17 protein-coding genes and 1 pseudogene are annotated in these 19,991 nt (G+C 69.1%); 13 read left to right on the forward strand and 5 right to left on the reverse strand.

Annotation, left to right across the window (positions count from 1 at the left end; translation table 11 throughout):
• The first annotated feature begins 249 nt into the window (after positions 1 to 249).
• The 4 genes from ACH4TV_RS24950 (at position 250) to ACH4TV_RS24965 (ending at position 5,842) form a co-directional block, all read left to right on the forward strand.
• Positions 250 to 3,306, forward strand: a complete 3,057-nt coding sequence (locus ACH4TV_RS24950) for a BTAD domain-containing putative transcriptional regulator (protein ID WP_398401699.1) — start codon at positions 250 to 252, stop codon at positions 3,304 to 3,306.
• Positions 3,303 to 4,109: a prepilin peptidase gene (locus tag ACH4TV_RS24955; protein WP_398401701.1), complete on the forward strand. Its 807-nt coding sequence runs from the start codon at positions 3,303 to 3,305 to the stop codon at positions 4,107 to 4,109. Before ACH4TV_RS24950 ends, ACH4TV_RS24955 begins: the two co-directional genes overlap by 4 nt.
• Before the next feature lie 79 nt (positions 4,110 to 4,188).
• Positions 4,189 to 5,388, forward strand: a complete 1,200-nt coding sequence (gene mqnC, locus ACH4TV_RS24960) for a cyclic dehypoxanthinyl futalosine synthase (RefSeq protein ID WP_398401703.1) — start codon at positions 4,189 to 4,191, stop codon at positions 5,386 to 5,388.
• A 7-nt stretch (positions 5,389 to 5,395) separates the two neighbouring features.
• Complete coding sequence (locus ACH4TV_RS24965) at positions 5,396 to 5,842, forward strand: imidazolonepropionase-like domain-containing protein (RefSeq protein ID WP_398401705.1); 447 nt, start codon at positions 5,396 to 5,398, stop codon at positions 5,840 to 5,842.
• Positions 5,843 to 5,947: 105 nt separating this feature from the next.
• Here ACH4TV_RS24965 and ACH4TV_RS24970 read toward each other — a convergent pair whose 3' ends face one another.
• Positions 5,948 to 6,997 (reverse strand): chitinase, encoded by a 1,050-nt coding sequence (locus ACH4TV_RS24970; protein ID WP_398401707.1) that lies wholly within the window; start codon positions 6,995 to 6,997, stop codon positions 5,948 to 5,950.
• A 319-nt stretch (positions 6,998 to 7,316) separates the two neighbouring features.
• Between ACH4TV_RS24970 and ACH4TV_RS24975 the strand changes: the two genes are divergently transcribed.
• The 4 genes from ACH4TV_RS24975 to ACH4TV_RS24990 all read left to right on the forward strand — a co-directional run bounded on the left by ACH4TV_RS24975 (position 7,317) and on the right by ACH4TV_RS24990 (position 12,284).
• The gene (locus ACH4TV_RS24975) at positions 7,317 to 7,763 is read left to right on the forward strand and encodes a hypothetical protein (protein ID WP_398401709.1); all 447 of its coding nucleotides are present in this window, start codon (positions 7,317 to 7,319) and stop codon (positions 7,761 to 7,763) included.
• An 18-nt stretch (positions 7,764 to 7,781) separates the two neighbouring features.
• Positions 7,782 to 10,205, forward strand: a complete 2,424-nt coding sequence (locus ACH4TV_RS24980; protein ID WP_398401711.1) for a bifunctional polysaccharide deacetylase/glycosyltransferase family 2 protein — start codon at positions 7,782 to 7,784, stop codon at positions 10,203 to 10,205.
• Positions 10,205 to 11,488: an acyltransferase gene (locus tag ACH4TV_RS24985; protein ID WP_398401712.1), complete on the forward strand. Its 1,284-nt coding sequence runs from the start codon at positions 10,205 to 10,207 to the stop codon at positions 11,486 to 11,488. Before ACH4TV_RS24980 ends, ACH4TV_RS24985 begins: the two co-directional genes overlap by 1 nt.
• 100 nt (positions 11,489 to 11,588) lie before the next feature.
• The gene (locus ACH4TV_RS24990; protein ID WP_398401714.1) at positions 11,589 to 12,284 is read left to right on the forward strand and encodes a demethylmenaquinone methyltransferase; all 696 of its coding nucleotides are present in this window, start codon (positions 11,589 to 11,591) and stop codon (positions 12,282 to 12,284) included.
• A gap of 4 nt (positions 12,285 to 12,288) precedes the next feature.
• On the opposite strand, the pseudogene ACH4TV_RS24995 reads toward ACH4TV_RS24990, so the two are convergent.
• Together ACH4TV_RS24995 and ACH4TV_RS25000 are read right to left on the reverse strand one after the other, a co-directional pair.
• Positions 12,289 to 12,574: pseudogene (locus tag ACH4TV_RS24995) on the reverse strand (PASTA domain-containing protein).
• Between the two features lie 139 nt (positions 12,575 to 12,713).
• Positions 12,714 to 13,241, reverse strand: a complete 528-nt coding sequence (locus ACH4TV_RS25000) for a GNAT family N-acetyltransferase (protein WP_398401716.1) — start codon at positions 13,239 to 13,241, stop codon at positions 12,714 to 12,716.
• A 99-nt stretch (positions 13,242 to 13,340) separates the two neighbouring features.
• On the opposite strand from ACH4TV_RS25000, the gene ACH4TV_RS25005 reads away from it, so the two are divergent.
• Complete coding sequence (locus ACH4TV_RS25005) at positions 13,341 to 14,624, forward strand: geranylgeranyl reductase family protein (protein ID WP_334594255.1); 1,284 nt, start codon at positions 13,341 to 13,343, stop codon at positions 14,622 to 14,624.
• Between the two features lie 15 nt (positions 14,625 to 14,639).
• Here ACH4TV_RS25005 and def read toward each other — a convergent pair whose 3' ends face one another.
• Positions 14,640 to 15,266 carry a peptide deformylase gene (gene def / locus ACH4TV_RS25010; RefSeq protein ID WP_398401718.1) on the reverse strand — a complete coding sequence of 209 codons (627 nt, stop codon included), beginning with the start codon at positions 15,264 to 15,266 and terminating at the stop codon, positions 14,640 to 14,642.
• A gap of 152 nt (positions 15,267 to 15,418) precedes the next feature.
• Entirely contained in the window at positions 15,419 to 16,291 is an 873-nt protein-coding gene (locus tag ACH4TV_RS25015; RefSeq protein ID WP_398401720.1) for a C40 family peptidase, read from the reverse strand.
• A 693-nt stretch (positions 16,292 to 16,984) separates the two neighbouring features.
• On the opposite strand from ACH4TV_RS25015, the gene ACH4TV_RS25020 reads away from it, so the two are divergent.
• Genes ACH4TV_RS25020 through ACH4TV_RS25035 form a run of 4 tightly spaced genes read left to right on the forward strand, consistent with a single transcriptional unit; the run spans position 16,985 to position 19,963 of the window.
• Positions 16,985 to 17,344, forward strand: coding sequence for an NADH-quinone oxidoreductase subunit A (locus ACH4TV_RS25020; RefSeq protein ID WP_005476348.1), 360 nt, complete (start codon positions 16,985 to 16,987; stop codon positions 17,342 to 17,344).
• Between the two features lie 14 nt (positions 17,345 to 17,358).
• On the forward strand, positions 17,359 to 17,913 hold the full coding sequence (locus tag ACH4TV_RS25025; RefSeq protein ID WP_398401722.1) for a NuoB/complex I 20 kDa subunit family protein: 555 nt from the start codon (positions 17,359 to 17,361) through the stop codon (positions 17,911 to 17,913).
• Positions 17,910 to 18,644 (forward strand): NADH-quinone oxidoreductase subunit C, encoded by a 735-nt coding sequence (locus ACH4TV_RS25030; RefSeq protein ID WP_398401724.1) that lies wholly within the window; start codon positions 17,910 to 17,912, stop codon positions 18,642 to 18,644. The genes ACH4TV_RS25025 and ACH4TV_RS25030 overlap by 4 nt, the downstream gene beginning before the upstream one ends.
• Positions 18,641 to 19,963 (forward strand): NADH-quinone oxidoreductase subunit D, encoded by a 1,323-nt coding sequence (locus ACH4TV_RS25035; protein ID WP_398401726.1) that lies wholly within the window; start codon positions 18,641 to 18,643, stop codon positions 19,961 to 19,963. Before ACH4TV_RS25030 ends, ACH4TV_RS25035 begins: the two co-directional genes overlap by 4 nt.
• The last annotated feature ends 28 nt before the right edge of the window (positions 19,964 to 19,991 follow it).

A 19,991-nucleotide genomic window follows, 5' to 3' on the forward strand; every position in this document is an offset into this window, starting at 1 on the left:
CGGTTGCGAACGGTACGTGTGCCGAGGGGTGTCGGCCTTCTCCACTCACCCTCAACTCGGACTCGGTGGGCGATAACGGGCGAGTTCCGTACCCCCGGACACCGCCTCCCCAACCCGGCCCTCCACAGGCCTCCACGCCCGAAATAAGATCCCGATAGGCTCAGCACACCCCCACACCGCACCCCACATCACACACCGCACCCCCTATCTCCCTCCCACCCCACACGACACGAACCCAGGACACCCGCCATGCCGCGACGCAGCACTTCAAACCGGACGGGAAGCCCGTCGGGCAGCCGGACCGGAGGCTCGCCGGGGCCGGGGAACTCGCCGACGCCGAGGAACCGGACTCCGCAGCCTCTGCCGAGGCGGCGGCGCAGTTTCGGTGACTTCGTCAAGGCGTTCCTCGCGTTCGTCGCCCTCGTCGTCCTGCTCGCCGGTGTGCCCTACGCGCTCGCCGTGACGGTCGGCTGGCCGTTCCCGGGTGGGTCGCCGTCCCTGGACTGGTTGCAGGAAGAGATCACGGTCAACACGTTCCTCGGGGTGCTCGGGGTCATCGTGTGGATCGCCTGGGCCCAGTTCACGGCGTGTGTGCTCGTCGAGATCAAGGCCGCGCTGTCCGGGGTCGGGATGCCGGGGCGGGTGCCGGGCGCCGGGCCGAGTCAGCTGCTCGCACGCCAGCTCGTCGCCGCGCTCCTGCTCGTGGGTGCCACGGCCGCCTCGCTCACACCGGGGCTCTCGCAGCTCGGGAACAGCTACGACGACAACCAGAAGGGCACCGTCGCCTCCGCGCAGGCCACGCCCGGCGGTTCGCTGAGCGGGATGTTCGCGCAGCAGCAGGAACAGGCGGCCGCCACCGCCGCCGCGCTCGGCCAGCAGGCCGCCGATGCCGCGAGCCACGCGGAGGTCGGGGGTCCTTCGGTCAAGGCCGAGGACACCAAGTACTACCGGATTCAGCCCCCTGAGGGCCGTCACCACGACTCCCTCTGGGAGATAGCGGAACGGCACCTCGGCGACGGCCGCCGGTACAGCGAGATCTACCAGCTCAACAAGGACCGGGTGCAGCCCGACGGTTCGCGGCTGTCCGAGGCCAGTCTGATCCGGCCCGGCTGGATCATGCAGATGCCCGGCGACGCCCGCGGCGGCGACCTCGTCGAGATGACCGGCGCCGCCACTCCCGATGCCGGGCCCGCCGTCTCCTCGCAGGTCCAGCAGCAGATCAACGCGTACGCCAAGGCCGGCGGCGACCATGCCCAGGGCGGCGGCGCAGAGCAGGGTTCCGCCTCCCTCGACAACCGCACCACGCGCATCAGCCTCCCCCAGCAGGGTCCCGGCGGCTCCCACGCCACCCCCGCCGTACAGCACGAGCAGCACGCCACCGCGTCCGGTGAGGTGTCCGCCGAATCCGACGCCGGGTTCTCGTTCGGGCTCCCCGAAGCCCTCGTCGGCGCCCCCCTCCTCGCCGCCGGTCTCCTCCTCGCTCTCGGACGCCGACGCCGTCAGGCCCTGTGGCAGTCGGCGCTCGGTGCGGTCGGCGGGCGGCGCGGTATGGAGCCGCCCACGCCGACCGGTGCCGCCGCCGACGCCCAGGACGCCCTCCTCATCGGCGCCGACCCCGAAGGCGTACGCCTGCTGGACCTCTCGCTCCGCGGTCTCGCAGCCTCTCTCGCCGAGGAGTCCCGGCCCCTCCCCACCGTCTACGCCGCCTGGCTCAGCAACGGTGATCTGCACCTCCAGCTCGCGCAGCCCGCCGGGAGGCCGCCGGCCCCGTGGCAGCTAGGGCAGGACCAGACCTTCTGGCTGCTGGCCCGGACCGACGCCGAGCGGTACGGGGATGTCGACACCGCCGCTCCCTACCCGGGGCTCGTCAGCCTCGGGACCATGGACGACTCGCGGCTGCTGCTCAACCTGGAATCGGTGCCCGGCATCGTCTCCCTGACCGGCAGCGAGTCCGACCGCGCCGCCGTGTTCGCCTCCGTCGCCGCCGAGTTGGCCACCAACGGGTGGTCCGACCGCATGACCATCACCCTCGTCGGGTTCGGCCAGGACCTCACCCCCCTCGCCCCCAGCCGGCTGCGCCACCTCGACGACATCGAGGCCCTCGTGGAGACCATGGAGGCCGAGACACGGCAGCGGCGCGGCGCGCTCGGTGCCGCCGGGCACGACTCCGTGCTCACCGGTCGTACCGGGCCTGCCCAGCACACCCGTTGGGCGCCGCACCTCGTTCTCCTCGCCGCCGAACCCAGCGGCGAGGACGCCGTCAAGCTCGCCGAACTCGCCGCCGACGCAAGCCGGTTGGGCATCGGATATCTCGTCGGCACGGAGAGCGGTGATCTGCCGGGCGCCGCCTGGGAGTTGGAGATCACCGGCGAGGGCAAACTTCTCGCGCCCCTGCTCGGGCTCGAACTCGACGCCCAGGTACTGCCGTTGGCCCAGCAGCGGGCGGTCGTCGAGCTGTTCACCGCCGCCGACCCCGAGCGCACTCCCGACGGACCGGCGACCGCGCCCCCCTTCCTCGTCGACATCAGCGAGCAGGGACGGCCGGCGGTGTACGCCCGGCTCGTGGGCCCGTACGAGATCATCGGCCTCGACACCCCGGACGGCGAGCGCAGCCCGCTCCAACACGAGGCGCTCGCACTGCTGTTGCTGCACCGCGAAGGTGTGCACCCGCGGGTACTGGCCTCCGCGCTCTGGCCGCGCGGTGTCACCGACGACGTACGTGAGGCGCTGCTCGACCGGCTGCGTGTCTGGCTCGGGACCGACCCCGACGGCACCCCGCGCCTCGCCACCGACGCCAACGGGCGGCTCACGCTCGCCAAGTCAGTCGTGTCCGACCTGGATGTGCTGCGCTCGCTCTACCACGAGGCCACGCAGGGCAGGGGCGTCGACAGCCGGGTCGTACGCGGGCGGCTGCTCACCGACGCGCTCGCGCTGGTGCGCGGGCCGCTGCTCGCCGACCGTGCCGAGGGCCGTTACGGCTGGCTCACGCACGAGATCATCGATGCCCAACTCCCGTTGCTGGTCGCGGACATCGGGCTCGCCCTCTCCGAGTTCCACCTGGTGAAGAACCGCGCCGAGCGGGCCATCGAGGCGCTCACCGCCGCGCTCAACTCCGCCCCTGGCGACGAGCGGCTGTGGCACGAACTCCTGCGCGCCACGCACACGACCGGCGACACCGACAAGCTCCAGCAGCTCGCCGCCGACCTGATCCGCCGCAGCGGCGCGCGCGGCCTGCCGCCGCGTACCGAGGCGCTGCTCGACGAGCTGCTGCCCACGTGGCGCGACGGCGCCGCGGCCGTGGGATGAGCATCGACCAGCTGATCGTCGCCGTCGCCGCGCTGTGGGGCGCGGCGGCCGGGACGCTGCTGCCCCGCGCCGCCTACCGCTTCTCCGTCCCGCCCGAGGAGACCTGGCGGGACCGGTGCCCGCGAGGGCATGCGCTCGGCGGCTGGGTGGGCTGGGCGCGGTGCGCGGCCTGCGCCGGTACGGGTGCCAGGGACCAGTCGGTTGGCGGGCACCTCGCACCGGGCGCGGCAGCCCCCTCGTACAGCGAAAGCACGTCGTCGTACGGGCCCAGCACTCCCCTCCTCGCCCTCGCCACCGCGCTCGTCTGTGCCGCCCTCGCCGTCGCGACCGGTACCCGGCCCGAGCTCGGGGCCTGGCTGCTGCTCGCGCCCGTCGGGGTGCTGCTCGCGGTCGTGGACTTCCGGGTGCAGCGGCTGCCCGACCTGCTGACCTTCCCGCTGGCCGCCGCCGCCCTCGTCCTCCTGGGCGTGGCCGCGCTGCTGCCCGAACACGCGGGCGACTGGCTCACCTCCCTGCTGGGCGCCCTGGCGCTCGGCGGCGCGTACTTCGTGCTGTTCCTCATCAGCCCCAACGGCATGGGCTTCGGCGATGTGAAACTCGCCCTCGGGCTGGGGGCCGTCCTGGGCTGGTACGGCTGGGGGAGTGTCGTGCTCGGCACCTTCGCCGGGTTCCTGTTCGGGGGGCTGTACGGGCTCGCGCTCGTCGTCCTGCGGCGGGCCGGCCGCCGTACGTCGATCCCGTTCGGACCGTTCCTTGTCGCGGGCGCCTTCGTGGGACTGCTGATGGGGGCGTACGCGGCCTGACGTCGGTCCGTGTACCCGTCTGACGTAGGCTGGAGCGGTCCGCCGCCCATAGGCATTGCAACCCGAAAGGGACCGTCCGGTGACCGAGAAGGCCGACCTCCAGTCTGTGCTCGACCGTGCCGCCGCCGGTGGGCGGATCACCCCCGAAGAGGCCCTCGACCTCTACCGCGACGCCCCGCTGCACGCGCTCGGCTCGGCCGCCGACGCCGTTCGCCGGCGCAGGTACGCGGGTACGGAGCACATCGCGACGTACATCATCGAGCGCAACATCAACTACACGAACGTGTGCGTCACGGCGTGCAAGTTCTGCGCCTTCTACGCCGCCCCCAAGGACAAGGCCAAGGGCTGGACCCGGGACCTGGAAGACATCCTGCGGCGCTGCGCGGAGACCGTCGAACTCGGCGGTACGCAGATCATGTTCCAGGGCGGCCACCACCCGGACTACGGCGTCGAGTACTACGAGACGCACTTCGCCGCGATCAAGGCCGCCTACCCCCAGCTGGTCATCCACAGCCTGGGGGCGAGCGAGGTCGAGCACATGGCCCGGATCTCGAAGGTGTCGGTCGAGGAGGCGATCACCCGCATCCACGCGGCCGGTCTCGACTCCTTCGCCGGCGCCGGCGCCGAGCTGCTCCCCGCCCGTCCCCGCAAGGCCATCGCGCCCCTCAAGGAGTCCGGCGAGCGCTGGCTGGAGATCATGGAGACCTCGCACGGGCTGGGCGTCGAGTCGACGTCCACCATGCTCATGGGCACCGGCGAGACCAACGCCGAGCGCATCGAGCACCTGCGGATGATCCGTGACGTACAGGACCGGACGGGCGGCTTCCGCGCCTTCATCCCGTACACCTACCAGCCCGAGAACAACCACCTCAAGGGCCGTACGCACGCCACGATCTTCGAGTACCTGCGCATGATCGCCATCGCCCGGCTCTTCATGGACAACATCGCCCACATCCAGGGCTCATGGCTGACCACGGGCAAGGAGGCCGGCCAACTCTCCCTGCACTACGGCGCGGACGACCTCGGCTCGATCATGCTGGAGGAGAACGTCGTCTCCGCCGCGGGTGCCAAGCACCGCTCCAACCGTATGGAGATCATCGACCTGATCCGCAGGGCGGGCCGCGTCCCCGCCCAGCGGACCACGACGTACGAGCACATCGTCGTCCACGACGACCCGGCGAACGACCCGGTCGACGAGCGCGTCATGTCCCACATCTCGTCCACCGCGATCGAGGGCGGCACGGCCCACCCCGAGCTCAAGCTCCTGGCTTCCAACTAGCCTGCCCGTGCTGACGATTCACGCCGCCGACGAACTCCGGACCGACTGGGACGCGGAACCCCTGAAGGACGGTGCCGTCGCGGTCGACGGCAACCGGGTCGCCGCCGTGGGCCCGCTCGCCGAGGTGGCGGAGCGGTTCCCGGGGGCGCGGGTGCGGCGCTGGCCCGGTGTCCTGGGCCCCGGCCTCGTCCACGAGGGCCCACTCCCGGACGCCCCGAGTCCGCGCGAACGCGTCCACGCCGTGCTCAAGGGGGGTGCGGTGGCGGTGCTGGAGGCATACGCCGACTCGCCCGAACTCCGGTCGGCGGCCGCCCGCAACGAGGTCCTCGTACTCCGGCACACACGAACTCCGGTCATTGCGGACGGCGAGCGAGCCGACCTTGCGGTCTTCGACGGGGATGGGCTGTGCATGGCGACGGTATGCGCGGGACGCCTGGTGCATAGACGTAAATAGGGGTCTGGCTTCTGTACCGGGTCAGGGCGAAACGGACCGGCCTTTAGGGGCGCGGGGAACTGCGCGACTAGCCCCCACCTGCCCGCAGCCGACAAACAACGAATGTTACCCCGAAAACGCCACCCCAAACGCCCCCGCTTCTTGAGAAACCCCACTGCAATTAGTAGCCGCATCATCAGCCGCAGCAACCCCCTCCTCGCACTCCTGATCCCGAAACGTCGACCACATCGACACCCACGCAACCCCCTTCTCCTCCGCGAACGCCCGCACCTCCGCCGCGTCCGTCAAAGAGAACGTCTCGTTGTCGACGTCATTCACACCGATCATCGACGTCAACGCCATTCCCCGCCACGCACCCTCGTCCGACAGGCCGAAGACGTCGGCGAGCTGATCGTGCGTGGCAGCGGCGGCGGCCAGTGCGTAGTCCCCCATGTCACCGGCATGCTCGCTGCTGTAGTTCATCGTCATGATGTTGACGGTGGACACCTGTACGGAGTTGTTGTTGGCCGAGTCGAGCAGGGCCACGCTGTCGTCGTCGAGGCCGGTCGGCATGACGGGCAGGGTGAAGGTGACGCTCAGGTCGGTGCGCTTCTCCTGGAGCAGGGCGATCGCCTCCGAACGCAGCTCGATCGAGGCCGAGTCGGTGAGCGCGTCGCCCTCGACGTCGAAGTCGGCCTGGGTCGAACCCGCGGCGTCCAAGGCGGCGCCATAGGCCTTGGCCAGCGAGGACGCGCTGTCGCAGACCTCGGCCAGCTCCTTCCCGTCGGCGCCGCCGAAGGAGACACGGACCGATGCGCCGGTCGTGGTGAGCTTCGCTATGCGGGACTTGACGGCCGAGTCGCCGATGGCCGTCGTACCGTTCCACTTCGGCGTACAGGTCGTACCGTCCGAGATCACGAACGCGAGGTTGTACGTCCCCGGTGAGCCGGCGCTGTCGTTGCCGGACGCGTCGGTGGCACTGACGTACGGGGCGAACGTGGTGACGGAAGCCGTACTCGCCGAGGCGGAGGCGCTCGGCCGGGCCTGTTTGGAGGGGGACTCGGAGGCTGCGTCGGACCCGTTGTCCGCGCCGCTTTCCGAGTCCGATGAGCACCCGGCGCAGGCCAGTGCCACCAGGCATGTCAATCCGGCGGCCGGCCTCAGGAAACGCCTCATCGCGTATGCACCCGCTCTCGTGATTTCCGTCTCAGGATGGAAACAAAGTGTGTTTGCCGAGTGGAAACCTCTCACACAAGGCTGTCCTTCATGAGGACAGTGCACACACAGAAAGCTCATGGACCACGCACCGCGAAGGGTGCGAATGGGGCAAGTGAGGGGGCAAGTAAGCGGGACATTCAACTCCTTTCCATGGAGGGCCGGTTGCGCAGGCTTCCGGGGAATCTCTCAGGGAATGCACAGATTAAGGAGTTTCTCATGGGCGTCTCACATGGGAACCAGAGTTTCCGTCACATAAACGCCTCCTAATGTCCGGGGAATGCATTCCGAGCCTGCCATCGAAAACCGAACCGCCGGCCGCGGCCGTCGCCGTAAGAGCGGCAACGGGTCCAACGGGGCCGCAGACGGTCCCGTGTTCGTTGACAACTCCGGCCGCCGGGCGAAACTGCTCCGCCGGTTCGGCACCTTCCTCGGTGTCGTCTGTCTTGGGTATGCCGCCGTGCTCGGCATGGCCTTCATGGGCTGGGGCACCTCGCTCACCCCGTCCTCGCTGCTGCCCTTCGGGGGCAACGGCCCCGGCGGCATCCAGGGCCCGGGCGGCCAGCAGCCGCAGGGCGGCATCGGGGCGGCCCCGTCGGGCGCTCCCACCGGAGCCGCCGTCCCGCCCGCCAAGCCCTCCGGCACCCCGCCGACGGGCGTTGCCACGGGCGAGCCGCCCGCTTCGGCACCGACCGCCACCGCGTCCGCCTCCGCGGCCGCCAACTGACCGGAACGCAGCCACCACATGACTACGACGACCACCTCGCGCGGCCGCAGGCGCGCCCCCTCGAAGGTGCAGCGAGCCGCCGGCAAGGCCGCGGCGCTCCAGAAACCGCGCGTCATCCTCGCGATGCTGCTCCTGCTCGCGCTGACCAGCGTGATGCTGCTCGACGGCTATCTGCGCGCGGAGGTCGGCGGTGACCAGCGCGTACGCACCGGGGCCAGCGCCGGCGAAGTCCCCGACAAGATCATCGACGGCGGCCCGATCCTCTCCTTCCGCAACGGGCAGGCCGTGACCCGGTCGGTGCCGGAGAAGACCATCGCGCTCACCTTCGACGACGGTCCGAACCCCACCTGGACGCCCCAGGTCCTGGCGATCCTGGAGGAGTACGACGTCCCCGCCACGTTCTTCGTGGTCGGCTCGATGGTGTCGCGCTACCCGAGCATCGTGAACACGATGGTCGATCAGGGCAACGAGATCGGCATCCACACCTTCACGCACGTCGACCTCTCCTACCAGAGCGACGCCCGCGTCAACCGCGAGATGGAGCAGACCCAGCTCGCGCTGGCGGGCGCGGCCGGCATCACGACGACGTTGTTCCGCGCGCCGTACTCCTCGGAGGCGGACGCCATCGACAACTACAGCTGGCCCGTCTACCAGAAGCTCGGCGAGGAGGGCTACACCAGCGTCTTCGTCGACACCGACAGCGACGACTGGAAGCGGCCGGGCGTCGCGAACATCATCAAGTGGGCCACGCCCGAGGACGGCAAGGGTGCCTCGGTGCTCTTCCACGACGCCGGTGGCGAGCGCTCGCAGACGATCAAGGCGCTGCCGACGTACATCAAGAAGATGAAGGCGGCGGGCTACACCTTCACCACCATCAGCGGCGCGATCCAGCAGGACGAGACGAGCGCCCAGCAGGCCGCCACCGGCACGGGTACGGGGACGGCGGGTACGAGTACGGGTACGGGCGCGAGCTCGGACGCCACCGCGGGGACGGGTACCGGTACGGCCACGGGCGCCCCGGGCACCGCAGCGGGCCGGCAGCCCGGCGGCGCACCGAACGGCCAGTTCGACACCGGCGGCCAGGCGGGCAACGGCCCCGGAGGCGGGGGGACTTCGAGCCTCCAGGCGGCCCACCGCACCGCCACCGGCGCGACCCTCTACCAGGGCAAGACCCTCATCGCGGCCGTCGCGGTCGCCGAGTGGGCGGTACCGGGGCTGGCAGTCGGACTGGCGGTCGTCGGCTTCGCCGTCATGGGCCGGTTCGGGATGATGCTGATCCTCGCCCGCCGCCACTACCGCCAACGCAACCGGAAACGCGGCAAGGGCGGAAAGTTCAGCTGGGGGCCGACGGTCACCCGGCCGGTGACCGTGATCGTGCCCGCGTACAACGAGAAGGAGTGCATCGCCAACACCCTTGAGTCGCTGGCGAAGAGCACCCACCCGATCGAGATCATCGTCGTCGACGACGGCTCGGACGACAACACGTCCCAGATCGCCCGCGACGCGGCCATCGCCTTCGGCATGACGAACGTCCGGGTCATCCGCCAGGAGAACGCGGGCAAGCCGGCCGCCCTCAACAACGGTGTCCGCAGCGCCAGTTACGACATCGTCGTCATGATGGACGGCGACACCGTCTTCGAACCGGACGCCGTCCACCAGCTCGTGCAGCCCTTCGCGGACCCCGAGGTCGGCGCGGTCGCGGGCAACGCCAAGGTCGGCAACCGCAACACGGTCATCGGCGCCTGGCAGCACATCGAGTACGTGATGGGCTTCAACCTCGACCGCCGCATGTACGACCTGCTGCGCTGCATGCCCACCATCCCCGGCGCGATCGGCGCGTTCCGCCGCGACGCGGTCCTGGAGGTCGGCGGTATGAGCGAGGACACGCTCGCCGAGGACACCGACATCACCATCGCGATGCACCGCGCGGGCTGGCGGGTCGTCTACCAGGAGCACGCCAGGGCCTGGACGGAGGCGCCCGCCTCGCTCAAGCAGCTGTGGTCGCAGCGCTACCGCTGGTCGTACGGCACGATGCAGGCCCTCTGGAAGCACCGCAAGTCCCTCACGGACAAGGGCCCTTCGGGCCGCTTCGGCCGCGTGGGCATGCCGTTGGTGGTCATCTTCCAGGTCATCACGCCCGTCTTCGCGCCGCTCATCGACGTGTTCACCGTCTACTCGATGATCTTCATCGACTTCCAGGCGGCCCTGCTGGCCTGGCTCGCGGTGCTCTGCGTCCAACTCGTCTGCGCCGCCTACGCGTTCCGCCTGGACCGCGAGAAGTACCGCTACCTGCTGATGATGCCGCTCCAGCAACTGGCGTACCGCCAGATGATGTACCTCGTCCTGATCCACTCCTGCATCACCGCCCTCACCGGCGGCCGCCTGCGCTGGCAGAAACTGAAGCGCACGGGCGAGGTAGGCACCCCAGCGGGGGCGAGCTGATGAGCTGGGGGACGGGCCAGCAGGGCTACGGCCACAACCACGGCTACGGCGACGGCGACGGCACCAACTATGGCTACGAGTACGGACAACAGCCGTATCCGTATCCGCAGGAGCCGTTCCCCCAGCAGTACGCCGACCACGGCCAGGTCGGCTACGGCCAACCGGAGTACGTGGCGCCCGACGCCCCGTCCCAGCCCGACCCAGAGCCAGAGCCAGAGCCCGAGATCGCGCCGAAGCCGAGAACCGGTGGTGGTGGCCGGGACCGTTACTTCGACACGCTGCGCGCCGTCGCTCTCGTGCGCGTCGTCAGCTACCACACCTTCGGCTGGGCCTGGGCCGGCATGGTTTTCCCGTCCATGGGGGTCATGTTCGCCCTGGCCGGCACGCTGATGGCGAAGTCCCTGGAACGCCCGGCCCTCAAGGTGATCAGGAGCCGGGTCCGCCGGCTCCTGCCCCCCTTCTGGTTCTGGGGCTTCTTCGTGATCGTCGCGATGATGGTCCACGACTGGATGCCGGGCTGGCAGATCGTCTTCTGGATCGTGCCGCTCGGCGACCCGCCGGGCAACGCCTGGGGCCGGCAGGCCTGGGAGATCCTCTGGTACCTGCGCACGTACCTCTGGTTCGTCCTGCTGTCCCCACTCCTGCTGAGGACGTTCCGTCTGGCCCCGGTGGCCGTACTGCTCCTCTCGCTGGCTCCGATCGTGGTGCTCCACTACCTCTGGGAGCCCCCGGACAACCGCTTCGGCACCGGCCTCACCGACCTGGCCACCTTCCTCTTCTGCTGGATCCTCGGCTTCGCCCACCGTGACGGAGTCCTGCAACGGCTCAAGCCGGCCCTGGTCGTCCTGCTCTCCCTCGCCGCCATCGGGTTCGGCGGCTGGTACGCCTTCACCCACCAGGCCGAGACGGGCTCCTACGACCTCGACGACATTCCGCTCGCGCAGGCGTTCTGGTCGGCGGGCTTCGTGACGCTGCTGATGTACGCCAAGGCGCACTTCGCGATCGACTTCGCCGGCCTCACCCGCTACAAGCGGCTGGACCGGATGGTGACGATCTTCAACGCGCGCGCCGTCACCCTCTACCTCTGGCACGAGATCGCGCTGATCCTGGCCGTCCCGCTGATCGACCAGTTCTGGAACATCCCGGCCTTCGAGACGTACCTGCCGCTGGAGAGCCAGTGGTTCATGTTCGGCGTCGGCTGGATCCTGATCGCCGTGTTCCTCCTGCTCTGCGGCTGGGTGGAGGACGTGGCCGGCAAGAAGAAACCGAGGATGCTGCCGTAGGTGGCCGAGCGTGGTGGTGACGGGCCGGGCGCTTCAGGTACGCCCGGTCGGTGCCCGTGCCGCCCGGAGGCGTGGAGGTCCGTACTGCCACAATGGGCACGTGACCCGCGCATCCCTGAACAAGCAGCCGCACGAAGTCGCCTCGATGTTCGACGACGTGGCGGAACGGTACGACCTCACGAACGACGTGCTGTCGCTCGGCCAGGACCGCGTGTGGCGCAAGGAGGTCGCGAAGGCGGTCGACGCCCGCCCGGCGCAGAAGATCCTCGACCTGGCCGCCGGCACGGCCACGTCCTCCCTCCCGTTCGCCCGCACGGGCGCGTACGTCGTCCCGTGCGACTTCTCCCTGGGGATGCTCAGGGTCGGCAAGCGGAACCACCCCTGGCTGCCCTTCACGGCGGGCGACGCCACCCGGCTGCCCTTCAAGGACGACACCTTCGACGCGGTGACGATCTCCTTCGGGCTGCGCAACGTCCAGGACACGGACGCGGCGCTGCGCGAGCTTTACCGGGTGACACGCCCGGGCGGACGGGTTGTGATCTGCGAGTTCTCGCACCCGGCCTGGGCGCCCTTCCGCACGGTGTACACGGAGTACCTGATGCGCGCCCTGCCCCCGGTCGCCCGCGCGGTCTCCTCGAACCCCGACGCGTACGTCTACCTCGCGGAGTCCATCCGCGCCTGGCCCGACCAGCCGGCCCTGGCCGAACTCCTGCGCGGCGCGGGCTGGTCGAAGGTCGCCTGGCGCAACCTGACAGGCGGCGTCGTGGCCCTGCACCGAGGCTTCAAACAGCCGTAACTGATCACCTGGTCATCTCGAACGCGTCCCCGGGCCGGTCGAGTTCGCGCTCCAGCCCGCCCCTGGGCGGCTTCGGCACCCGAGGCTCACGCACCCCCGCGCCTCCGCCGCCTTCCCCCTCCCCGAAGTCGAACCACACGGTGACGACGGCACCGCGCGGTATCCCGGCACCAGGCGGGGGATATTGCCGTACGACGTAGTCGACGACGGCGAGAGAGAACTCGGGTCGGGTCGGGCGCGGCGAGCCGTACTCCGTGTGCCGTGGCCGTCTCGCGCGCGTCCATGGCCATCAGGCCGACGAGTTCCGGCACGCGCACTTCGGGTGTTCTGGGTGTCCTACCCACAGACGTCACCCCCCAGCGGTACCGGGCAGAGTAACCCCGGCCGGGTACCGCCCGGAAGCGTTCAGTGGTCGTTCCGGCCCAGCGGTTACCCCGCGTCACTCACCTCGTTGAGATCGAGCCGGTAGCAGTGCCCCTCCTTGTCGGACGTGGGCGTCGTGAAGACCTCGGTGAGCCGCATGCCCAGCCGCCGGGTGACCGCGATGGACCGCTCGTTCTGGGCGAGCACCATGGCGACCACGCTGGACACGCCCGCCGCGCGCACCCGTTCCAGGGTCAACTCGGCCGCCGCGGTGGCGTAACCCTGGCCCCAGTAGGCCCGGCCGAGACGCCAGCCGATCTCGATCTCCCCCTTGGGGCCCCAGTCCTGCGGCCACGGCTGGGCGCCCGTGAAGCCGATGACCTGGTCCGACTCGTCGAGCATGGTCCAGAAGCAGAACCCGTACTCGGCGTCGTGCCGGCGCTGGCGCGCGGTGAGTTCCTCGTACACGGACAGTTCCGCCGATCTGCCTCCGTGGAACTCCATCACATCGGGGTCGTCGAAGATCCGGTGCCAGGCGAAGGCGTCCTCGTCGGTGGGAACTCGGAGGCGTACTACGGGCAGAACTCGGTTCACAGGGCAGCCCTTCGGCAGGGTGATCAGTGCTGCTGAATAGACTGCCCATGTCCAGTGCCGGTCGGCACGCAGATTTGAGAGTCTTGGGGAGAACCCGCCGTGACCGAGCCCCTCTCCGAAAACACCGCCGATGTGATCGTCGTCGGCGCCGGGCCAGCCGGTTCCACCACCGCCTACTACCTGGCGAAGGCCGGACTCGACGTACTGCTGCTGGAGAAGACCAGCTTCCCGCGCGAAAAGGTGTGCGGCGACGGCCTGACGCCCCGTGCGACCAAGCAGCTCGTCGCGATGGGCATCGACATCTCCGAGGAGGCCGGCTGGCTGCGGAACAAAGGCCTCCGCATCATCGGCGGCGGCGTCCGCCTCCAGCTCGACTGGCCGGAACTCGCCTCCTTCCCGGACTACGGCCTCGTCCGCAAGCGCGACGACTTCGACGAACAGCTCGCCCACCAGGCCCAGAAGGCGGGCGCGCGCCTGTACGAGCGCTGCAACGTCGGCGCCCCCATCACCGACGACCGCACCGGCCGCATCACCGGCGTGCACGCGAAACTCGGTGAGGACAAGCGCGAGGTCACCTTCCACGCCCCGCTGGTGGTCGCGGCCGACGGCAACTCGACCCGGCTGTCCCTGGCGATGGGCCTGCACCGCCGCGAGGACCGCCCGATGGGCGTCGCGGTCCGTACGTACTTCACCTCGCCCCGCCACGAGGACGACTATCTGGAGTCCTGGCTGGAACTCTGGGACCGGCGAGGGGCCGAGGACCGGCTGCTCCCCGGCTATGGCTGGATCTTCGGCATGGGCGACGGCACGTCCAACGTCGGCCTCGGTGTCCTCAACACCTCGGACTCCTTCAAGGAACTGGACTGGCGCGAGGTGCTCAAGGCCTGGTGCGCCTCCATGCCGGAGGACTGGGGCTACACCCCCGACAACATGACCGGCCCGATCCGCGGCGCCGCCCTCCCCATGGCCTTCAACCGCCAGCCCCACTACACGAAGGGCCTGCTGCTCGTCGGCGACGCCGGCGGCCTGGTGAACCCCTTCAACGGCGAGGGCATCGCCTACGCCATGGAGTCCGGCCAGATCGCCGCCGACGTCATCGTCCAGGCCCACGCGCGGGCCACACCGGCCCAGCGGGAGATCGCGCTCCAGCGCTACCCGCGCGTGCTCAAGGACACCTACGGCGGCTACTACACGCTGGGCCGCGCCTTCGTGAAGCTCATCGGCAACCCGAAGGTCATGAAGATCGCGGCCGAACGCGGCCTGACCCACCCCCTGCTGATGAAGTTCACCCTCAAGATGCTGGCCAACCTGACCGACCCGACGGGCGGCGACGCGATGGACCGGATCATCAACGGCCTGAGCAAGGTGGCCCCGAAGGCGTGACCGGCGCAGGCTCCCTCAGGAGGTGAGGCCCTGCTGCTTGGCGGCCCGTCGCGTGAACACCGCCTCGCGACGGTCCGCCACCTGCCGCAGCGCTTCCTTCCGCTCCCGCGTGGAGAGCCGGTCCAGATACACGTGCCCGTTCACGTGGTCGGTCTCGTGCGCCAGACACCGGGCGAAGTACCCCGTCCCCTCGACGACAAGAGCGTTCCCGTCCTGATCGAGCCCGCGCACGACGGCACGGTCCGGGCGGGGTACGTCCATCACGGCCCCCGGCACGGACAGGCAGCCCTCGTCCTCGTCGAGGAGACGCCGGTCGGCGGCATCGAGCGGCTCCAGCACCGGGTTGACGATGTGTCCGACGTGCCGGATCCCGTCGTCGTCCGGGCAGTCGTACACGAACAGCCGCAGATCGACGCTGACTTGATTGGCCGCGAGTCCGGCTCCGTCGGCCACATACATCGTCAGGAACATGTCGTCGATGAGCGCGGCGAGTTCGGGCCCGAACTCCGTGACGTCCCGGCACGGTTTGTGCAGGACTTCTTCACCGACCTCGGTGATGCGCCGCACGGCTCCACGCCGAGCCCCGGGCGTGAGCCGCGGATACGAGTCGACGGGCCTGCCCTGTACGAAGACACGAGGCATCGCTGTCTCTCCTTCTGCTGTCGGGTGTGCTGAGGTTTCAGCCTCACACGGCCGTTCCGGCAGAAGGCATCGGTCGGAAAGCACCGATACGTGTGAAGGGTCGCTGCCCCCGAGCGGCAGCGACCCTTCACACGACATGACGTCGGGCTGGTTCAGAGAACGCGCACCGCACCCGTCGCCGGGTACCCGGACAGGTCCTGGATGACGACGCCCTTGGACGGGTTGGCCGCGTCCAGGTACTGGCCGTCCCCGATGTACACCCCAGTGTGGTAAGCCGACCCCTTCGCACCCCAGTACAGGATGTCCCCGACCTCCAGGTTGGAGAGCGAGACCTCCGTGCCGACCGTCGACTGGTCCTGCGAGACCCGGGGGAGATCTACGCCGACCTCCTTGAACGCGGCCTGGACCAGCGCGGAGCAGTCCCACGCGTTGGGGCCCGTGGCACCCATGACGTAGGCATCGCCCAGCTGAGCCTTGAGGAAGTCGATGACAGTCGCGACGCTGCCGCTCGCCGGTGCGGTCACCTGTGACGACGCCGACGAGGAGCCGGAGTCCGAGTCCGAGCCCGAGTCGGAGGCGCTCAGCGTGGCGCGCTCGACGGAGCGGGAGACAGCGGCCTCCGCAGCGGCCTTGCGGGCGGCCTCGGCCTTCTCCTTGGCCTCCGCCTTCTGCTTCGCCTCCGCGAGGTCCTTCCTGGCCTCCTGGGCCGCCTTGGCGGCTGCGGCGTCACGCTCGGCCTGGAGCTCGTAGTTCGCGGCCGCCTGCTGCGTGGCGTCCGCGGACTCGGCGATCTGAGCGGCCAGGTCGGCCGTGAGGGCGGGCAGGCTGAGCGTCTGCGTCGTCGACTCGGCGGCGTTCGCCGCACTGGACGCACCGGCCACTGCCAGGGTGCTGAGAACGCCACCGGCGACTCCGGCGCGCATCGCCAGCGACGAGTTGCCGGCACGCCGGGGCTTCCGGTGGCTTCGTATATGAGCGGTAGCGGTGTGGGACATGGGTACAAGCGGTACCAGCGACTCCTCCATACCTTCAAGAAACGTGTGGTGCGCCACAGTTGTTCAATCGAGCCCCCAAATTCCCGAAGCGTCACTCTTTATTGACGCCGTAACGGGCATTGCGGACACGGTCGATCATGCCTGTGATCATGCGCTTTCATCGGTACGCCCGAATTGCCCGCTGCTTACCATCGGTTGCTGTCGGTGGCCAACCCCCGATCTTTGGGGGCCTTGCGAGTGTGGCGCAGGTCACGGAACGGTCGCCCCGCTGGCGCTCGTGAACGCGTGCACGTGCATGCAGGCGTCCACATCTCCCACTCGTCTCCCTCTGATGTGTGAACGCGTTCCACTATCAAGCGACCCCGTCCATCTCCAATTTGCATGCAGAGGAAGTCTCTTGATATGGAGACTCCGCTTGTGACCAGCGGTAACCGGAGAAAAGGTCACCTCTGGTGATCGCGTGGCCGCTTCGAGTGTGAAGATCACCGCTCATCCGACTTCATGATCCTTGGCCAGGTGGTGGAGATCACAAAGCTTGTGCAATACCCCGTGTCGCAGATCACAGACCGCCGGGCATAAGATGCGGGGCAGTTGGGCTTGTGACCTGCTTCACATGTTCTCGATCTTCGCCAGGACGGGCGGGGTTCGCGGGGCGGACGGGGCGGGGGTGCCGGCCCAGTGCAATCGCCAGCAGTCAGTGCCGACTGAGAGGAGCGAGGAGCGGTGAACGCGTATGCGCCCATCCTCGTACTGGGAGCCCTCGGGGCAGGCTTTGCGATCTTCTCCGTGATCATGGCTTCGTTGATCGGCCCGAAGCGGTACAACCGGGCCAAACTCGAAGCTTATGAGTGCGGGATCGAGCCGACACCCACGCCGGCCGGCGGTGGGCGATTCCCCATCAAGTACTACCTGACGGCGATGCTCTTCATCGTCTTCGACATCGAGATCGTCTTCCTCTACCCCTGGGCCGTCACCTTCGACGCCCTGGGTGTTTTCGGGCTCGTGGAGATGTTGCTCTTCGTGCTCACCGTCTTTGTCGCGTACGCGTACGTATGGCGGCGCGGCGGCCTGGAATGGGACTGAGGGGCCTCTAAGACATGGGACTCGAAGAAAAACTGCCGAGCGGATTCCTGCTGACCACCGTCGAGCAGGCCGCGGGATGGGTGCGCAAGGCGTCCGTCTTCCCCGCCACGTTCGGACTCGCCTGCTGCGCCATCGAGATGATGACCACCGGTGCGGGCCGCTACGACCTCGCGCGCTTCGGCATGGAGGTCTTCCGCGGTTCACCCCGCCAGGCGGACCTGATGATCGTGGCCGGCCGGGTCAGCCAGAAGATGGCGCCGGTGCTGCGGCAGGTCTACGACCAGATGCCCAACCCCAAGTGGGTGATCTCCATGGGGGTCTGCGCATCGTCGGGCGGGATGTTCAACAACTACGCCATCGTGCAGGGCGTCGACCACATCGTCCCGGTCGACATCTATCTGCCCGGCTGCCCGCCGCGGCCCGAGATGCTGATCGACGCGATTCTCAAGCTCCACGAGAAGATCCAGACCTCCAAGCTCGGCGTGAACGCCGAGGAAGCCGCCCGCGAGGCGGAGGAGGCCGCGCTCAAGGCACTCCCCACGATCGAGATGAAGGGGCTGCTGCGATGAGCGACGCGAACGGGGTCAACCCCGAGAAGGACCTCGCCGCCTCCAACCTCCCCGGCCAGCGCGGCGACGGCGGCGAGGAGATCCGCGTCCAGCGCGGCATGTTCGGCGCCGCCAACGGCGGCGACACCTCCGGCTACGGCGGCCTGGTCCGCTCCATCCGGCTCCCGGGCGCCTCGGCGAGGCCGTACGGCGGCTGGTTCGACGAGGTCGCGGACGAACTCGAAGGCGCCCTGGAGGAACAGGGACTCGTCCCCGAGAACGTGATCGAGAAGACGGTCGTCGACCGCGACGAGCTGACGTTCCACGTCGAACGCGCGTACCTGCTCGGCGTCGCCCAGACCCTGCGCGACGACCCCGCCCTGCGCTTCGAACTCTGCACGGGCGTCAGCGGAGTCCACTACCCGCAGGACAAGGGCCGCGAGCTGCACGCCGTCTACCACCTGCGCTCGATCACCCACAACCGGCTGATCCGCGTCGAAGTCAGCGCCCCCGACAGTGACCCGCACGTCCCGTCCCTGGTCTCCGTCTATCCGACGAACGACTGGCACGAGCGCGAGACGTACGACTTCTTCGGGATCGTCTTCGACGGTCACCCGGCCCTGACGCGGATCATGATGCCGGACGACTGGCCGGGCCACCCGCAGCGCAAGGACTATCCCCTCGGCGGCATCCCCGTCGAGTACAAGGGCGCCCAGATCCCGGCTCCGGACCAGCGGAGGTCGTACTCATGAGCACGCAGCACGCAACTCCGCGCGAGACCACCGAAGGGACCGTGTACACGGTCACCGGTGGCGACTGGGACGAGGTCGTCCAGTCCGCGGCCCGTGCCGACGACGAGCGCATCGTCGTCAACATGGGCCCGCAGCACCCCTCCACCCACGGTGTGCTCCGCCTCATCCTGGAGATCGACGGCGAGACGGTCACCGAGGCCCGCTGCGGCATCGGCTATCTGCACACCGGCATCGAGAAGAACCTCGAGTTCCGCACGTGGACGCAGGGCACCACCTTCGTCACGCGCATGGACTACCTGACGTCCTTCTTCAACGAGACCGCCTACTGTCTCGCCGTCGAGAAGCTCCTCGGCATCGAGGACCAGATCTCCGACCGGACCACCCTCATCCGCGTGCTCCTGATGGAGCTCAACCGGCTCTCCTCGCACCTGGTGTGCATCGCCACCGGCGGTATGGAACTCGGCGCCACCACGATCATGATCTACGGATTCCGTGATCGTGAAATGATTCTCGACATCTACGAGCTCATCACGGGCCTGCGGATGAACCACGCGTACATCCGCCCCGGCGGACTCGCCCAGGACCTGCCGCCCGGCGCGGTGGACCACATCCGCGAGTTCGTGAAGAAGATGAGGAAGAACCTTCCCGAGTACGACAAGCTCGCCACCGGGAACCCCATCTTCAAGGCCCGTATGCAGGACGTCGGTTACCTCGACCTGGCCGGCTGCATGGCCCTCGGCGCCACCGGCCCGGTCCTGCGCTCCACCGGCCTCCCGCACGACCTGCGCAAGAGCCAGCCGTACTGCGGATACGAGACGTTCGACTTCGACGTCCCCACCGCCGACTCCTGCGACTCCTACGGCCGCTTCCTGATCCGGCTGGAGGAGATGCGGCAGTCCCTCAGGATCGTCGAGCAGTGCCTGGACCGGTTGCAGCCCGGCCCGGTCATGGTCACCGACAAGAAGATCGCCTGGCCCGCGCAGCTCGCCCTGGGGCCGGACGGCCTGGGCAACTCCCTGGACCACATCAAGAAGATCATGGGCACCTCCATGGAGGCCCTGATCCACCACTTCAAGCTGGTGACCGAGGGTTTCCGCGTGCCGCCGGGACAGGCGTACGTGGCTGTCGAGTCACCCAAGGGCGAACTCGGGGTGCACGCCGTCTCCGACGGAGGCACCCGCCCCTACCGGGTCCACTTCCGCGACCCGTCCTTCACCAACCTGCAGGCCATGGCGGCGATGTGCGAGGGCGGCCAGGTCGCCGACGTCATCGTCGCCGTCGCGTCCATCGACCCCGTGATGGGAGGCGTCGACCGGTGACCACCACCCCCGAGGGCGTCAGCCTGGG

It is taken from the genome of Streptomyces sp. NPDC020898 (assembly GCF_044333925.1).
In the GTDB taxonomy this organism is placed as follows: domain Bacteria; phylum Actinomycetota; class Actinomycetes; order Streptomycetales; family Streptomycetaceae; genus Streptomyces.

Bases quoted from the DNA above. Each gene is read 5' to 3' on its own strand.
- ACH4TV_RS24950 (WP_398401699.1), top strand. From the start codon at position 250: ATGCCGCGACGCAGCACTTCAAACCGGACGGGAAGCCCGTCGGGCAGC.
- ACH4TV_RS24955 (WP_398401701.1), top strand. From the start codon at position 3,303: ATGAGCATCGACCAGCTGATCGTCGCCGTCGCCGCGCTGTGGGGCGCG.
- ACH4TV_RS24970 (WP_398401707.1), bottom strand. From the start codon at position 6,997: ATGAGGCGTTTCCTGAGGCCGGCCGCCGGATTGACATGCCTGGTGGCA.
- ACH4TV_RS24975 (WP_398401709.1), top strand. From the start codon at position 7,317: ATGCATTCCGAGCCTGCCATCGAAAACCGAACCGCCGGCCGCGGCCGT.
- ACH4TV_RS24980 (WP_398401711.1), top strand. From the start codon at position 7,782: ATGACTACGACGACCACCTCGCGCGGCCGCAGGCGCGCCCCCTCGAAG.
- ACH4TV_RS24985 (WP_398401712.1), top strand. From the start codon at position 10,205: ATGAGCTGGGGGACGGGCCAGCAGGGCTACGGCCACAACCACGGCTAC.
- def (WP_398401718.1), bottom strand. From the start codon at position 15,266: ATGCCTCGTGTCTTCGTACAGGGCAGGCCCGTCGACTCGTATCCGCGG.
- ACH4TV_RS25015 (WP_398401720.1), bottom strand. From the start codon at position 16,291: ATGGAGGAGTCGCTGGTACCGCTTGTACCCATGTCCCACACCGCTACC.
- ACH4TV_RS25025 (WP_398401722.1), top strand. From the start codon at position 17,359: ATGGGACTCGAAGAAAAACTGCCGAGCGGATTCCTGCTGACCACCGTC.
- ACH4TV_RS25030 (WP_398401724.1), top strand. From the start codon at position 17,910: ATGAGCGACGCGAACGGGGTCAACCCCGAGAAGGACCTCGCCGCCTCC.
- ACH4TV_RS25035 (WP_398401726.1), top strand. From the start codon at position 18,641: ATGAGCACGCAGCACGCAACTCCGCGCGAGACCACCGAAGGGACCGTG.